The 17,335-nt window shown below is 35.5% G+C and carries 13 protein-coding genes; 10 read left to right on the forward strand and 3 right to left on the reverse strand.

Annotation, left to right across the window (positions count from 1 at the left end):
- Nucleotides 1-45: 45 nt before the first annotated feature.
- Complete coding sequence (gene rnc, locus OPR42_RS04845; protein WP_265042006.1) at nucleotides 46-738, forward strand: ribonuclease III; 693 nt, start codon at nucleotides 46-48, stop codon at nucleotides 736-738.
- Between the two features lie 52 nt (nucleotides 739-790).
- On the opposite strand, the gene OPR42_RS04850 is transcribed toward rnc, so the two are convergent.
- The 3 genes from OPR42_RS04850 to OPR42_RS04860 are packed head-to-tail and all read right to left on the reverse strand — an operon-like array spanning nucleotide 791 to nucleotide 2,804.
- Entirely contained in the window at nucleotides 791-1,390 is a 600-nt protein-coding gene (locus OPR42_RS04850; protein WP_010404358.1) for an SCO family protein, read from the reverse strand.
- A 35-nt stretch (nucleotides 1,391-1,425) separates the two neighbouring features.
- A complete protein-coding gene (gene dnaQ, locus OPR42_RS04855; protein WP_010404360.1) occupies nucleotides 1,426-2,130 on the reverse strand; it encodes a DNA polymerase III subunit epsilon in 705 nt (234 codons plus the stop codon).
- Nucleotides 2,131-2,144: 14 nt separating this feature from the next.
- Nucleotides 2,145-2,804: a Tim44/TimA family putative adaptor protein gene (locus tag OPR42_RS04860; RefSeq protein ID WP_010404363.1), complete on the reverse strand. Its 660-nt coding sequence runs from the start codon at nucleotides 2,802-2,804 to the stop codon at nucleotides 2,145-2,147.
- A 164-nt stretch (nucleotides 2,805-2,968) separates the two neighbouring features.
- On the opposite strand from OPR42_RS04860, the gene secB reads away from it, so the two are divergent.
- From secB to hemB, 9 genes are all read left to right on the forward strand, one after another.
- Complete coding sequence (gene secB, locus OPR42_RS04865) at nucleotides 2,969-3,472, forward strand: protein-export chaperone SecB (protein WP_064085710.1); 504 nt, start codon at nucleotides 2,969-2,971, stop codon at nucleotides 3,470-3,472.
- A gap of 6 nt (nucleotides 3,473-3,478) precedes the next feature.
- Entirely contained in the window at nucleotides 3,479-6,100 is a 2,622-nt protein-coding gene (acnA, locus tag OPR42_RS04870) for an aconitate hydratase AcnA (protein WP_010404371.1), read from the forward strand.
- Nucleotides 6,101-6,221: 121 nt separating this feature from the next.
- Nucleotides 6,222-9,362, forward strand: coding sequence for a bifunctional proline dehydrogenase/L-glutamate gamma-semialdehyde dehydrogenase PutA (putA, locus tag OPR42_RS04875; RefSeq protein WP_265042008.1), 3,141 nt, complete (start codon nucleotides 6,222-6,224; stop codon nucleotides 9,360-9,362).
- A gap of 166 nt (nucleotides 9,363-9,528) precedes the next feature.
- A complete protein-coding gene (locus OPR42_RS04880; RefSeq protein WP_265042010.1) occupies nucleotides 9,529-10,170 on the forward strand; it encodes a protocatechuate 3,4-dioxygenase in 642 nt (213 codons plus the stop codon).
- Nucleotides 10,171-10,266: 96 nt separating this feature from the next.
- Nucleotides 10,267-11,763 (forward strand): leucyl aminopeptidase, encoded by a 1,497-nt coding sequence (locus OPR42_RS04885; protein WP_265042370.1) that lies wholly within the window; start codon nucleotides 10,267-10,269, stop codon nucleotides 11,761-11,763.
- A 257-nt stretch (nucleotides 11,764-12,020) separates the two neighbouring features.
- Complete coding sequence (locus tag OPR42_RS04890; protein ID WP_006279675.1) at nucleotides 12,021-12,233, forward strand: hypothetical protein; 213 nt, start codon at nucleotides 12,021-12,023, stop codon at nucleotides 12,231-12,233.
- A 5-nt stretch (nucleotides 12,234-12,238) separates the two neighbouring features.
- Nucleotides 12,239-14,287: an NADH-quinone oxidoreductase subunit NuoG gene (gene nuoG / locus OPR42_RS04895; protein ID WP_265042012.1), complete on the forward strand. Its 2,049-nt coding sequence runs from the start codon at nucleotides 12,239-12,241 to the stop codon at nucleotides 14,285-14,287.
- A 416-nt stretch (nucleotides 14,288-14,703) separates the two neighbouring features.
- Nucleotides 14,704-15,729: an NADH-quinone oxidoreductase subunit NuoH gene (gene nuoH, locus OPR42_RS04900; protein WP_264682617.1), complete on the forward strand. Its 1,026-nt coding sequence runs from the start codon at nucleotides 14,704-14,706 to the stop codon at nucleotides 15,727-15,729.
- Complete coding sequence (gene hemB, locus OPR42_RS04905; protein WP_265042015.1) at nucleotides 15,722-16,744, forward strand: porphobilinogen synthase; 1,023 nt, start codon at nucleotides 15,722-15,724, stop codon at nucleotides 16,742-16,744. The genes nuoH and hemB overlap by 8 nt, the downstream gene beginning before the upstream one ends.
- Nucleotides 16,745-17,335 lie beyond the last annotated feature (591 nt).

A 17,335-nucleotide genomic window follows, 5' to 3' on the forward strand; every position in this document is an offset into this window, starting at 1 on the left:
CTGGTATAAAGGTGGTAGAAAGCGTTTTTCTTTTGAATGATGAACATGAAAGTTTTGAACGATATAATATCTAAAGTTATTAATTATCAATTTACAGATCATGCAATATTAGAAGAGGCATTAACCCATCCAAGCGTAAATAAAAGGAATAGCGAAGACCAGATCGTAAGCTACGAAAGGCTAGAGTTTTTGGGCGATAGTATTTTGAACATGGTTGTATCTGCTATGCTGTTTAAAATGTTTCCTGAAGAAAAAGAAGGAGCATTGGCAAAAAGAAAAACGGATTTAGTTTGTGGTAGTACCATTGCTAATGTTGCTAAAGAAATAGAGTTAGGTAACTTTATTATCATTAATAATAGTGAACGTTGCAACGGAGGGAAATGTAACTTAAAAAATTTAGAAAATTCGCTTGAGGCACTAATAGGTGCAATTTATATTGACGGTGGACTTGAGAGTGTTGAAAAATTTATTATCCGACATTGGGAAAAGCTAGCTAAAGACATCCTCGATCCTCCTCAAGATCCTAAAACTTCACTGCAAGAGTGGACTCAGAAAAACAAATTACCTTTACCAGAGTATGAACTTGTAAAACAAACTGGACCAGCACACAATCCTGAGTTTACTATATCAATTTTCATAGAGAATTATGGCAAAGTTTCTGCATGCGCTTCTAGTAAGAAAATTGCTGAACAAAAAGCTGCTGAGTTGATCCTAGAAAAAATTAAAAAAACGACTTAGTTTAATCAAAATAGCTGTTAGCATAAATTTAAAGTAAGCTAAGCTCTTTAGTTCAGCTTACATATTTTTTTATCTCAGCCAGAATCTTATCAGATTGACTTTCATCTGAATTTAAATCAGCTACAAAGTGTGTGACATATTTTCCTTCAGGGCTAATAAGGTATATCATTGAAGAATGGTTAATTTCCTCTTCTCCATCTACTTTACTTGCATATACTTTATACTTTGCAACTACTTCATCTATTTTTTGTCTTTCACCAGTTAGCATTTGTATTCTATGGTCAAATTGCTGCTGAAATTCTTTAAGCCTTTCTGTGTTATCGCGCTCAGGATCAACTGTGATAAAAAATGTTTGTAGCTTATTGTCAGTTTTCTTATCTAACTTTGCAAGTGTTTCTGAAATTATGCCGAGATTCATAGGGCAAATTCTTTTGCATGAGGAAAATCCGAAAAAAATCATCATATACTTATTTTTAAAATCACTACTGCGTACTGTTTGTCCGTCTTGATTGATCAAAGAAAAATCTCCACCTACCTTAATTTCTGTATTTTGTGAAACAAATATGCCTTGCTTGGTAAAATAACAATAACCTAAGAAGATAGCTGCTACTGTTATTAGCAAACTAGACAATAACCTTATAAACTTTATCATTAAAGCGTTTCCAATAAAGTTAAATCATATATTGATTAGTTGATTGATTCAATATATTCCTTCCAAAGTGGGTTGTTAATTTTATCTAACAATTTCTTATGCTCATCAATTTCTTTAATACTTGGTGAATGTTCTCTGCGAGCTAAATTACGCACTTTATGCTGAATAAACGTAGAGTTATTGTCCTGAGCACATTCATTATTAAATAAAAAGGTTTGCAATCCTCCTGTAAGCTCAACATAGACCTTTGCAAGCAATTGAGCATCAACTAATGCTCCGTGTAACTCTCTACCTTCTAGCGATATATCAAAACGCTTGCATAATGCATTTAAAGAAGCAGGTGATCCTACAAACTTTTTTCTTGCAAGTGGTAATGTATCTAGCACTCTATCTGAGGAAATTAACCCGGCATTCAACTTGTTTAACTCCATATTAAGGAACTTAATATCAAACTCAGCATTATGAATTACCAAGATGTCATTAGATATGAAGTCAAGAAATTCAAGTGCAACATCTGAAAATAGTGGCTTATCTTCCAAAAACTCCTCACTAATACCATGAATCTTAAATGAGTGGTAAGGTATATCTCTCTCTGGATTAAGATATCGATGAAATGTTTTACCTGTTGGAATACGGTTAATTAGTTCTACACATCCTATCTCAATAATTCGATGGCCAGACTCAGTGTCAAGACCTGTAGTTTCAGTATCAAGTACTATTTCTCGTAGCCTACTTTCCATCGGTTTAACTAATCTTACTTGTCATTTGCTGTTAAATTTTTATCGGTACTTGCCTTCTTGTAGTTAATGGAAACAAGCAACCAGGTTGGATCTGATGAATTAATATTTTTTTTGAATTGCCATACATCCTCAACTTTGTTAATAGTAGACATACTACCTGATATGATATCTCCTTCATTATTCTTAACGAAGTTAATTTGCTCTGAAAGGAAATATACTGCAATAAATATTACGTTTTTTACTAGCTTTATTTCTAAGATCTTTTGTGAAACGATAGAAACAATTATAGACTCGTGTATCTCTTTACGATGCTTAATCTTATCCACAAAGCTGTTATACAAATCTTTGTCCAGAAGGGATTTTAATTGAGGTAAATTCCCTTGGTTAAAATATTTAATTATTAATTCAAAAGCTATGCTTGAACCTTCTATAAAATTGGAAATAGAGAACTCTCTGTTTTTTTGTAATATTTGTTTATAAGTAGCTTCTATTGAACTTTTGTCGTTGCTATAAATATAATCTTCGATATTTTCTACCACATCCTCTTTACTTTGACTTGCATCCAATACAACTGTTAGCTTTTTTAGGTTGAGACTGGCTGATCTTCCTAAAGAATTGTATAAGCGTGAAAAAATAAACGCCGCTAGTAAAGCATATATTACAAGCTCTATCATGGTAACTTAACCCCTTGGTATATAAAGTATCTAAATATTATTAATTATTGATAAAAATATGTTTTGCATATTAGCCTATAGTTAGGTTTGCTATTCGTTTATAAATGAATATATTATATAAGAAAGTATTAAATATCTCAACTTAATTAAAGGAGAAGTAAGAAATGTTACAACACAAAATGAAAATTCATGGTCAGTATGTCAAAGATCTTTCGTTTGAGAATCCAAATTCGCCATTCCTTCCTTCTAGTAAAGCTCCCGATATTAATGTAACGGTTAATATTAATTCAGCAAAATTAGAAGGAACGGAAAGCAAAGAAGGAATAAATGAAGAAAAACCTTTTCATGAAATTACTTTGCATATAGAAGTCAAAGCGACGGTAAAAGATGAAGATATAAAAAATGGTATAGCTTTCATTTGTGAGATAAAGTATTGTGGTATTTTTTCAATAGAAAATTTGAAAGAGTTGAGTGAAGAGGAAGTAAGACAAGCTTTGTTTATTGGCGGGCCTACTTTTCTTTTTCCTTTTGCAAGAGAAGTAATTGCAAGAACTACAAGTAGTGGTGGGTTTCCTCCACTTATGCTAGATCCTATAGATTTTGAAACTATGTATCAGCAGCAAAGTCAACAACAAAAAAGTAGCGCTAGTAATTCCAATTTTAACTAATACAGGATGAACAATTCTTTAAATGCAAAGACGACTTTAAATATTGATGGAAGGTTATATAACTACTTTAACCTAAGTAACGCTGGTAAATTCTTAGGAGTAAATTTAACCAAATTGCCTTGTTCACTCAAGGTATTGCTTGAAAATTTATTGCGCAACGAAGATGGAGTAAGCGTTAAATTAGATGACATAAAGATATTAGCAAATTGCGTCAAGAAACACATTAATCACGAAATTAGCTACAAGCCAGCAAGGGTTTTGATGCAGGATTTCACAGGAGTTCCTGCTGTCGTTGACTTAGCTTCAATGCGTAATTATGTGAAGAAAAACGGAGGTAACCCAAGCAAAATAAATCCATCTGTAACTGTTGATCTTGTGATCGATCACTCTGTTCAAGTAGATAGTTATGGAAGCACTTCCGCATTCAGTAAAAATGTTGAGCTAGAAGTAAAAAGAAATTTGGAGAGATATCAATTTTTAAAGTGGGGAGAGTCGTCCTTCACAAATTTTAGAGTAGTACCACCAGGTACTGGAATTTGCCATCAAGTAAACCTTGAGTATTTAGCGCAAGTTGTGTGTAATAATGATGGGGTCATATATCCTGACACTTTAGTTGGTACTGACAGTCACACTACAATGATTAACGGGTTATCAGTCCTTGGTTGGGGTGTTGGAGGCATAGAAGCTGAGTCTGTGATGCTTGGTCAACCAATTAGTATGGTGATTCCAGAAGTAGTTGGATTTAAATTAATTGGCAGACTACCGGAAGGAGTAACTGCGACTGATTTAGTGCTGACGGTTACCAGTATCCTAAGAACAAAAGGTGTTGTTGGTAAATTTGTAGAATTTTATGGTGATGGTTTAGATTATTTATCTCTAGCAGACAGGGCCACTATAGCTAACATGGCCCCAGAGTATGGTGCAACTTGTGGGTTTTTTCCAATTGATCAGAAAACACTCGATTATTTACATTTAACAGGGCGACCAGAAGAGCTGATCAAATTAGTTGAAGTCTATTCAAAAGAGCAGGGATTGTGGCGTAGCAGTAATGAGTTAGCATTTTTTGACACACTAGAGCTTGATTTATCAAGCGTAAAGCCAGTGATGGCTGGTCCTAAAAGACCACAGGATAAGATTTTCCTTTCAGAAGTAGCGGAATCTTTTTCTACATCTTTTCCTATTAATGAGACAAACAGACCTCCGTTGGAACCTATCTATGGCGATCAGCTCCAGAGTGGCAGCGTAGTGATTGCAGCAATAACAAGCTGCACTAACACCTCAAATCCAAGTGTGATGATTGCTGCAGGTCTTGTAGCTCGTAATGCAATTAAACTTGGATTAAAATCAAAGCCTTGGGTTAAAACTTCTCTTGCTCCAGGGTCACAAGTTGTGACAGAATATTTAGAAAAGTCTGGATTGCAGGTAGATCTAAATGCTTTGGGTTTTAATCTAGTTGGATATGGCTGCACAACTTGCATTGGAAATTCTGGTCCACTTAATAAGGATATAGAGGATGATATAAAAAACAAAAACTTAACTGTTGCTGCAGTTTTGTCTGGCAATCGTAACTTTGAAGGAAGAATTCATCCGTTAGTCAAAGCTAATTACTTGGCATCTCCGCCACTTATTGTTGCATATGCACTTGCAGGCACTGTGCAAATTGATTTGACAAAAGATTCAATATGCAAAGATAAGAATGGAAATGATGTCTATCTCAAAGATATATGGCCAACAAATAATGAAGTTGAGAGCTGTGTTAAAAGTGTTGTGACGCGTGAAATGTTCATACAAAAGTATAAGGATGTTTTTTCTGGTGATGAGCATTGGCAAAAGATAAAGTGTGAGAAAGGTGAAATCTATGATTGGGACGCGAAAAGCACTTATATACAAAACCCTCCCTATTTTGATAATTTATCGACTAAGAACAATGGAAGCAACATAGTTGATATAAAGAATGCGCAAATACTAGCGATGTTTGGCGATAGCGTCACTACCGACCACATTTCCCCTGCTGGAAATATTGCCTCAAATAGTCCTGCAGGCATATATTTAAAAGGTCTTGGAGTTGAACCGCAAGATTTCAATTCATATGGATCTCGCCGCGGTAACCACAACGTAATGATGCGTGGAACCTTTGCTAATATCAGAATAAGAAATAAAATGGTGAGCGCTGAGGGTGGCTATACAAAACATATTCCTTCTCAAGAAACTATGTCAATTTTTGATGCAGCAATGCAATATAAAAGAGAAGCTGTTCCATTAGTTGTCATTGCAGGAAAAGAATATGGTACAGGTTCAAGTAGGGATTGGGCAGCAAAGGGTACTGCATTACTGGGAATTAAAGCTGTGATTGCAGAAAGTTTTGAACGCATACATAGGTCCAACTTGGTCGGCATGGGTGTTCTTCCACTTATATTCCAAAATGGAATAACCAGAAAGATATTTGATGGTAGTGAGATAATAAGCATAAAAGGTGAAATAGTATCAAATGGAAATCTAGAATGTATCATTAAAAGACAGGATAATTCAAAGCAATCAATACAACTCAAATGCTGTGTACAAACCGCAACTGAGATTAAATACTTAATGAGTGGTGGAGTGTTAAGCTACATACTTCTTTCGACTTAGTAAAAGTAAGTACTAGACTTCTTTTAGCTCCAGCCCTGGTCCTTTTAAATAATGATTTGTTCTATGCGAAGTTATGATATAATTTTACCTTACATATAGTAAAGGTGTTTTATAGATAATTATGATTAGCTCTATACAAGAACCTAATGAACTCAGAAAACGTTTACAAGGATTTTATCGTACTGATGAAAAAAGCTGTGTACGTTATCTTGTAGAAAAAGTAGAACTTTCGGTTGATTCGAAAAACAGAATTTACAATATTGCAAAACAAGTTATTGAAAAAATCAAACACAATAAATTAAGTATTGTAGATTCCTTTATGCAGCAATATTCGCTTTCCAATGATGAAGGAATAGCATTGATGTGCCTTGCTGAATCGCTACTTAGAATACCAGATGATTACACAATAGACGAATTGATCAAAGATAAAATTACCAACCAAGAATGGAATAAACACTTGGGGCGTTCCTCTTCATTGTTTGTTAATGCTTCCACATGGAGCTTGATGATAGGTAGCAGTATATTGAGAGATAATGAAGGCGATTCGAAGTTCTATTACGCAATTTCTAAGTTACTTAAGAATTTAGGGGAACCGATCATTCGCAAAGCAGTAAAACAAGCAATGTCTATGCTTGCTAATCATTTTGTTGTTGGAGAAACCATAGAAGAAGCTTTAAGATATGCAAAACTAGATGACAATAGTAAGTTTTTATACTCTTTTGATATGCTTGGCGAAGCTGCTCACACAGCTGAAGATGCAGAAGAGTGTTTTGATTCATACATGCACTCAATAAAAGCTATAGGTGCAACTACTGAAGTGAATGATTGTTTTAAATCCCATGGAATTTCAATAAAACTTTCTGCTTTGCACCCACGTTATGAATTTGGTCAATTTGACCGAATTGCTGGTGAGATATTTACTAGGGTTTTAGAGCTCTGTCGTGAAGCAAAAAAATACAACATTTCACTATGCATAGATGCAGAAGAATCAGAAAGACTTGAGATGTCATTAGTTTTATTCGAGCAACTGCGTCTTGATGAGTCACTTTCTCAGTGGGGAGGGCTTGGCTTGGCTGTACAAGCATATCAAAAACGTGCTTTATCTGTGCTTGATTTTGTTGAGGATGTTGCTATCCGATCAAAGCATAAAATTATGGTGAGGCTTGTGAAAGGTGCATATTGGGACTCAGAAATCAAGTGTGCACAAGAGCTAGGGTTAAGTGGTTATTCAATATTTACAAGAAAAAGCTATACTGATGTATGCTACCTTGCGTGTGCACAGAAGCTTTTAAGCAAAGTAAATCACTTTTACCCATGCTTTGGAACTCATAATGCCTATACTTTTGCTACTATAATAGAGCTTGCTGACAAAGATCATCCTGGATTTGAGTTTCAGCGTTTACACGGAATGGGTGAGGATTTATATGATTATGCAATGTCAGAACTTGCAACAAGCATCAGCTGTCGTATATATGCACCAGTTGGTAAACGTAGTGATTTATTACCATATCTTGTTAAGCGTCTTCTTGAAAATGGAGCTAATAGTTCGTTCGTCAATCAAATAAATGATCCTAACGTTAAAATTGAAGAATTAGTCTCGGATCCATTAGAAAAAGCTAAAAGTTTAGAATATGAACCTCATCAAAACATTCCATTGCCACAAGATATTTTTGGAGAGGAAAGAAAAAACTCCTTGGGGATGGATATTAGTGATTCAATTACAGTTTCGCAATTTGCAAATGATATAAAAAAATTTAGTGAAAAGAAATGGCAAGTTGGGCCAATAATTGATGGAAAGGCACTACTTGATAGTGCTGAATTTATCGAAGTAGTGAATCCTGCACATTTGGAAAATGTAATTGGAGAAGTGTCAAGTACAACAAGCGCTCAGGCTTTAAATGCTCTTGAAATAGCACATAGTGCTTTTACTAAGTGGCAGAATATTTCAGCAGAAGAGCGCGCTAAATGCCTTGAAAAAGCTGCAGATTTGCTTGAGGAAAGGATGAAAGAGTTGGTTTACATTCTCATCTTGGAAGCAGGAAAAATTTTATCCGATGCAATAGCAGAAGTAAGAGAGGCAATCGACTTTTTGCGTTATTATGCAATGATAGCAAAAAACGAACTGAATGACTGGAAAAAATTGCCAGGTCCAACAGGTGAAGATAACTTTATCTTTTTTGAGGGCAGAGGAGTTTTCTTATGCATATCACCGTGGAATTTTCCACTCGCTATCTTCATTGGACAGGTTTCAGCTGCACTTGCAGCAGGTAATGCAGTGCTGGCAAAACCGGCAGAGCAAACGCCGATTATTGCCTGTGAAGCCGTTAAGATACTACACGAAGCTGGAATACCAAAAAATGTGCTACACCTTATTCCAGGGGATGGTTGGTATTTAGGTAAAACATTAGTGCCAGATAATAGAATTTCCGGTGTAGCTTTTACTGGTTCAACACAAACTGCTCAAATAATTAATCGAATGCTTGCTAGTAGAGATGGTCCTATTGTGCCACTTATCGCTGAGACTGGTGGATTAAATGCTATGATTGTTGATAGTTCTGCTCTTTTAGAGCAGGTAACTAAGGATGTTTTAATTTCTGCATTTCGCAGTGGCGGTCAACGTTGTTCTGCTCTCAGAGTGCTATTTATTCAAGAAGATATAGCAGAAAAACAAATAAAAATGATATGCAATGCAGCTCAAGAACTAAAGATAGGTGACCCAATACAACTGAGCACAGATATTGGTCCAATAATTGACAAAGCATCTATTGATATGCTCACTAAACATACGGAAAAAATATCAAGGGATGAAGATTCAAACCTTTTGTCCAAGGTACCCATGGATACAAATTCTTATAATGGTTATTTCTTTCCTCCGTACATTTATGAGATACAAAAAATTTCGCAATTAAAGCAAGAAGTGTTTGGGCCTATTTTACATATCATACGTTTTAATAAGTCGCAGTTAAATGAAGTTATAAGTGATATAAACAATACAGGATATGGACTTACGTTTTCTTTGCAAAGCCGTGTACAAAGTCAGATCGATTTAATAAGCAAGAAAATATCAGTTGGAAATGTATACATCAATCGCAATCAAATAGGTGCAGCAGTTGGAATGCAACCATTTGGCGGTAGAGGACTGTCAGGTACCGGACCAAAAGCTGGTGGTCCTAATTATCTGCAACGTTTTTCTATAGAAAAGGTTGTAAGTGTCAACACTACAGCATGTGGCGGTAACATTACACTTGCGTGTTTGGATTGATTTGCAATTTCTAAATTGGAAGTCCGTGCAGTTGTGTATGCAGTACTAAAACCTAAAACTCATACACTGAAAGGATAGTTGTGATTCTAAGGAGGCTTCAAAGAAAGTCTTGTCTTTAATAAAAGAAAAAGGTTGCTATAATTCTGATAAAAGCACTATAAACAAAATGAATGTAAAAAATATCTTATTAGCGTTTTTAGTACAGTTTATATTCGATTTGTCATTATTTGCAGCTGATCCTATTTTGCTTAATTGTATTGAAACTCCAGGGATTTATGATCTTGAAACAAGGCCAAAAAGCTTTAACTCTTCAAATAATTTAAGAAGAAAACCTGGCTCTCCAAATAATGCAGCAGGAGAATTAATAAATGTAGTGGGTAGAGTTACTGATGTAAATTGCTTACCGATACAAAATGCTGTGGTTTCTATATGGCACGCAGACTCAATTGGCATGAGCTATTATGATGAAAATGTGGAGCTTGATCCAAATTTTGCTGGATCAGGAAGATTTGTAGTAAATAACCTTGGCTATTATAATTTTATTACAATAGTACCAGGTAAAATTGGTGATAGGGCTCCACACATCAACTTTTTGGTCCAACATCCAGATTTTCCAGAATTCACAACACAAATGTTTTTTGCTGATCATAATTGCGATAACTGTGATGATCTTCTTCTTGGTAATCTTATTGAGAGTGGACTTGCAAGCCTTCTGATAGCACCATTTACTTATAACAATCAGGCCATGAAGACCTACACATTTAATATAACCCTAGGTGGGCATAACAAATTTTCTGATAAAAGATAAAGCCCTTGCATATCAGGGGAGTTCATAGTAGTCTTAAGCGCTATTGTACTTAAAATGTATATGAAAAATATCTTACTAATGTTTTTACTATATTTTATGTGCAGCTTACAATTATTTGCAACGGAGATGTCAACGATGAAGATAACAATTTCTAAAGCTTTACCCGATTTTGAGACGCTAGTGGTAGGTTTGTTTGAGGGTGATAAGCTCATAACTAATGTTCTACAAGATAAGCAAGCTATAGATAACATCAAGAAATTTAGTGGTTTTAATGGAGGTTTTGGTGAATTTTTCTCCGTTACTTCATCAGAGGGAAAAAATATTATAGTTGCTGGTCTTGGAATGAGAGATGAATGGGATGAAAGCAAAGGATTAAATATTGGTGGTAAAATATATTGTGAGCTAAGCAGATTAAGAATCAAGCGAGCAGCTATTTCAATCGAGGGCAGTACAGCAAATGTTGCATATGGAGCATTTCTGCGCAGTTTCAAGTTTAATAAGTATAAAACTAAAAAGGATGAAAAAATTACAGAAGTAGAGGAAATTACATTATTAGTAAAAGATGAACAGTTAAGTAGCATTGAAAAATCATTTGAGCGTTTAAAACACGAAGGTGAAGGTATCTTTCTTGCACGTGCTTTTACTACTGAGCCACCTAATATTTTATATCCAGAGTCTTACGCTAATCGTATAAAAGCTGAACTTACTAAACTTGGTCTTGAGGTTGAAGTGCTTGATAAAAAGCAAATGGAAGAGAAAAAAATGGGAGCCCTGCTTGGAGTAGCACAAGGAAGTAGTAAAGAGCCAAAGTTAGTGGTGATAAAATGGAATGGGGCTTCTCAAGAACAAAAACCAATAGCTTTTATAGGCAAGGGTATAACGTTTGACACTGGTGGAGTGTCACTCAAGCCTTCGCGTGGCATGGAGTCAATGAAATATGACATGGCGGGTTCTGCTACTGTGGTTGGGGTGATGCGTACTCTAGCTGGACGAAAAGCAAAGGTAAATGCAGTTGGTGTAGTTGCACTTGCAGAAAATGCAGTGGACGGTAATGCTCAAAGACCAAGTGATGTAGTAACTTCGATGTCTGGACAGACGATAGAAGTGTTGAACACTGATGCAGAAGGAAGGCTCATACTTGCAGATGCTTTGTGGTATACGCAAGACAGATTCTCACCTAAATTTATGGTTGATCTTGCAACTTTAACTGGTGCTATAGTGGTTGCGCTTGGAAATAATGAATATGCTGGTCTTTTTTCAAATAACGATGAATTAGCAAATCATCTGATTGATGCAGGAAATGAAGTAAATGAAAAATTATGGCGCTTTCCTATGAATGAAACTTATAACAAAATTATTGATTCGCCGATTGCTGATGTGCAAAATATAGCTCCTGCAGGTTCTGGTGGAGATAGTATAATGGCTGCACAGTTTCTACAGCGTTTTGTAAACGACACTTGTTGGGCACATTTAGACATTGCAGGCACTGCTTGGCACGAAAAAGGCACTGATATTTCTCCAAGAGGGGCAGTAGGTTTCGGTGTAAGGTTGCTAAATAAGTTGGTTGAGAAGTACTATGAGATTAATAATTAAGGATCTTTGTATTGAGTTTATAGCTTAATTTACGGCTACATGAATGTCTATTTATAAGACGTAGAAAATGATATCATCAAAGTAACTTACATTTTCTTTTTTGGGGATTCTAAAGTTACACACTTGAGCAGCATCAAGAGAAAGTATTTTGTTCAAATGATGATTGTAATGATGGACTATTAAAACTTTAAAGCTATTTAGCATTGACGGTGTATACTTAAGTGTTAAAATAAAATAAGAAGTTTTTAGGAGTTTATATGGCAGCAGGTGGGAAAGCAAAGACAGCTAGTAAAAATAACCCTACTCAGCGTAAGAAAGCCGAGCAAAAAATGTATAAAGATAAACCGGTAAAACCTGTTAGATATATAGATCGTGATTCGCGCATGAATTATATGTCTGCTCAATATGACAACGGCAATCTGGTTGAAGATGAGGTGAGCGGCAATCCTATAAAGTGGGAAGCTGTATAATAGTTGTGGTTAAAGTTACTATTAATTCTAAGGAATGTGAAGTAGAGCATGGGCTCACTATAATTCAAGCTTGTGAAGTTGTGGGCGTTGAAATTCCACGTTTTTGTTATCATGAGCGTTTAGCAATTGCTGGTAACTGTAGAATGTGTTTGGTTGAAGTGGAGGGTGGACCTCCAAAACCAGTAGCCTCTTGTGCAATGCCAGTTGCAGAAGGGATGGTTATTCACACTGATACCCCTAAGGTTAAAAAAGCACGTGAAGGTGTGCTTGAGTTTTTGCTAATTAACCACCCGCTTGATTGCCCAATTTGCGATCAAGGTGGTGAATGCGATTTGCAAGATATCACGATGGCTTATGGGAAAGGAACCAGCAGACTTGATGAGCATAAAAGAGCTGTGCCAAAAAAACATTTTGGTCCACTGATTGGAACTGCAATGAATAGATGCATTCATTGTACTCGATGTGTTAGATTTTTGTCTGATGTTGCAGGTACAAATGAACTTGGAGGAATCGGAAGGGGAGAAAATGTAGAGATTAGCACTTACATAAAAAGGCATATTAGTTCTGAATTATCTGGAAATATCATAGATCTCTGCCCGGTAGGGGCTTTAACTTCAAAGCCTTACTCCTTTACAGCGCGTCCATGGGAGCTATCACATTGTGAGACTATAGATGTGCTAGATGCTGTGGGAAGTAATATTAGAGTTGATTGTCGTGGTCCTGAAGTTATGCGAATATTGCCAAGACTCAATGAAGAAGTGAACGAAGAATGGATATCAGACAAAACTCGTTTTGCTTACGATGGACTCAAAGTACAACGCCTCGATCGACCTTATATAAAAAAAGAGGGCAAATTAATTCCAGTTGATTGGAATGAAGCATTGGCTTTTGCTGCAAAGAAATTAAAGAATACAAAATCAAATAAAATAGCTGCAATTGCAGGTGATTTAGCAGATTGTGAGTCTATGCTTCTACTCAAAGAAGTGATGCAGAAGCTTGGTTCGGGGAATATAGACTGCAGGCAAGATGGTGCAAATCTTATATCAAGTAATCGTGGATCTTATGTGTTCAATACCACTATTCAAGGTATAGAAAGTGCAGATTTATGCTTGCTAATCAATACGAATCCAAGGATAGAAGCACCAATAATTAACGCAAGATTGAGAAAGAGATATTTACAAGGTAATTTCACTATTGCAAATATTGGTCCTAATCTTGAATATCTATATAATGTTGAAAGATTAGGTGATGGTCCAAACGTTCTAAAAGAAATAGAAGAGGGAAATCACAAATTCTGCGAGTTACTGAGTGCGGCTCAGAACCCTATGCTAATTATCGGTCAAGATGCATTAATAAGAGATGATTCTGAATCAGTTTTAGCTCTAGCTGGCAAAATTGCAGAAAAATTTAACATGATCAGAGATGACTGGAATGGCTTTAACGTACTGCATAAGGCTGCAGCAAGGGTTGGTGGACTCGATATTGGATTCGTTCCTAGCAAAGGTGGAAAAGACATTAATCAGATGCTAAAACAGGCAGAAAGTGGTGAGATAGAAGTAGTCTATCTTCTTGGCGCAGATGAAATTGATATATCAAAGTTAGAAAGTACATTTGTAATTTATCAAGGTCATCATGGTGATAGTGGAGCACACATAGCAGATGTTATTCTACCTGGAGCTGCTTACACAGAGAAATATGCAACTTATGTAAATACTGAAGGGCGAGTACAGAGAACAAATTTAGCTGTTTTTCCTCCTGGTGAAGCAAAGGAAGATTGGTTGATTATAAAAAATTTATCCCAATATTTGGGCCTTTCCTTACTATACGATAATTTATTTGATGTGAGGAAGAAATTATACACTATTGGTCCACAGTTTAGAGATGCTGACCAAGTGGTGAAAAACAAATGGGTACCAATTACCTGTGATGAAATAAAATTAAGTAATATCTCTTTCACTCTAAAAAAGTGTAATTTTTATATGACAGACTCAATAAGTCGCGCTTCAAAAATAATGGCAGATTGTACTAAGGATTTTTATGAACACTCTACTTAATATTTTATTTATTCTAACACCATTATTACTAATAACTCTGGTATATTTTCAACGAAAATTAAACTCTATATTTTTGTGTAAAGAACAAAATACATTAGAAAAACAGTTCGTTTATAAGCTAGTTGATTTTATCAATGATATTATTGCACTATTTACGGAAGGATATGTATGGATGGCAATAACATTTATTATAGTTACCGAGGGAAGAGGGAATTATTTGCCTCTTACAATGATCTTAATTATGATGTCACTAGTGTCATTCATATGCATATCATTTTACTATTCTATTAAGCTAAATGCTGTACAGAAAAGTGTTGTCCTATTGATTTCAATAGGGACATTGTCTTTTGTGTCTAGAGCATTTGCTGTATTTTTTATTGCCACAATTATGAACTATTTTTTTGATTTAGGGTTGCATGTACTTGATATTTGATATTCTTTTTCTTCTTATTCCACTTTTGCTTTCAGTAGCATATTTAGTGTACTTTGAGCGTAAAGTTATTGGTGCAATTCAACTAAGGCATGGTCCAAGTGTAGTAGGGCCATTTGGGCTACTACAGCCATTTGCAGATGCTATCAAATTGATAATTAAAGAGCCGATAATACCATTTAGAGCAAACACCATACTGTTTATTATGGCTCCAATGCTCACCTTTATTTTAGCATTAATTTCCTGGGCAGTTATACCATTTGGAGCTGAAATAATTACAGAAAATGGACAGCAGGTAATAATCCCTAAGGTAATAGCAAATATTAATGTTGGAGTGCTTTATGTGCTAGCTATATCCTCTTTGGGAATATATGGCATTATTATTGCAGGCTGGTCTAGTAATTCTAATTATGCATTTCTTGGCGCTATAAGGTCAGCTGCTCAAATGATTTCATATGAAGTTTCAATAGGTCTAATAGTTGCTACAGTTGTTATTACAACTGGCACATTAAATCTTGGAGAGATGGTGGTAGCGAAACATAATATGCCATTTTGGATTGATTTATTACTAATTCCTATAGGAATAATATTTTTTATTTCTTTGCTTGCCGAAACTAATCGTCACCCATTTGACTTACCAGAAGCTGAAGCAGAGCTCGTCTCTGGGTATAACGTCGAGTATTCATCAATGCCTTTTGCTCTCTTTTTCTTGGGAGAATATGCAAATATGATTTTAGCAAGCGCTATGATGACAATATTCTTTCTAGGAGGGTGGTATCCTCCATTAGAGCTTAGTTTGCTGTATAAAATTCCTAGTTTAATCTGGTTTGTTTTGAAGATAGTTGTACTTTTGTTTATATTTGTTTGGATTAGAGCTACAATACCTCGTTATCGTTATGATCAATTAATGCGTCTTGGTTGGAAAGTATTTTTGCCAATATCGGTACTTTGGGTAATACTCATTTCAGGAGTGTTGCTTTTTACTGGGAATTTGCCTGGATCCAATGTTTAATTTCCCAAATACAAGGTTAAGGCGTAGGCGCTCAGGCAAGTGGATTCGCAATTTAACAAGTGAAAGCACTTTATCAGTAAATGATTTGATTTTTCCCTTATTTGTTCATGACGGAGAAGAAACAATTGAGCCAATTTCTGGCTTACCTGATATCAAATGTTATTCAATAGATGGATTAATTTCTATAATTCAGAAAGCTAAGGACTCGGGGATTAATGCTGTTGCAATTTTTCCTGTAGTTGATAGTAAACTAAAATCTGAAAACGCCGAGGAAGCGTACAATCCTGACAATTTAATCTGTAAAGCAATTTGTGCTGTAAAATCAAATGTACCGGATATTGGCATTATTGCAGACATTGCACTAGACCCATACACTACTCACGGTCATGATGGCATTTTAAAAAGCAGTAGGATAGATGTAGAAAATGACGAGACTGTGTCAGCATTATGTAAGCAAGCACTTGTTTTAGCAAAAGCAGGATGCGATATAGTTGCTCCTTCTGATATGATGGATGGCAGGATAGGAAAAATAAGAAAAACATTGGATGATAATAACTTTCAGAATGTGTCAATATTGTCCTATGCAGTAAAGTACTGTTCTAGCTTCTATGCGCCGTTCAGGCAAGTTGTCGGTTCGTGCGCATCATCAAATTTCATCGACAAAAGTGGTTATCAAATGGATTATAGAAATGCACGTGAAGCAATCTGCGAAATCGAAATGGATATAGATGAAGGTGCAGATTTTATTATGATAAAGCCGGGTATGCCATACTTAGATGTAATAAAAACAGCAAGTGAAAAGTTTAATTTTCCGATTTTTGCTTACCAAGTAAGCGGTGAATACGCAATGATAAAAGCTGCAGCAAATAATGACTGGCTGGATTATAACAGAGTGATTTATGAGTCCTTAATTGGTTTTAAACGTGCAGGTGCAAGTGCAATATTTACCTATGCTGCACTTGATGTTGCAAAAATTTGGTATCTACTTAGCAGTGTGGAACATCTAAGTAGGTAGCTGGCCGAAGTGACTTGACAAACCTTCCCACTTTCCTTATCATATCAATAAGAGTATTTATCCTTGTTTTTAATCTCTGCAGATTTAACAACAAAAATTCAGTAAAAAACTCAGGTATATATTGGCAGATTACATAAAATTATAGCGGCTTTTTTTATTTTTTCTACGTTCAGCCAAATCGCGCTTGTTAGCACATTATTACAACGCCAATTTAAATTATAAAACTCACTACTGGGGGATTCTTTTGCCTTTTTTTTCGCCTGGTAAATTTTTTAATATTTTGAATTAGCTATACATACTGACATCATATCACAGTGCGTGACACTGTGATCCAGAAAAACTAACCGCAAATTGAATCATAATAAAGACTAGATTCCAGCGTCATGAGCTGGAATGACATCAACTTTTGAATTCCAGTTATGCAAGAGATCTAATGACGCAAAGGGGCTACTTGAATGACAGGAAAAGGAGCACTGGGATAGAGGCACTAATATGAAGAAAGAAGGGATAACGGTTATTGGTAAATTTAGATCGTTTTTAACTATTTGCCTTTTTTCTATGCAAGAAGTGTATTGATAAGTCCATTACAAT

The sequence above is a fragment of the Wolbachia endosymbiont (group B) of Melanostoma mellinum genome, from assembly GCF_947251465.1.
Lineage (GTDB): Bacteria > Pseudomonadota > Alphaproteobacteria > Rickettsiales > Anaplasmataceae > Wolbachia.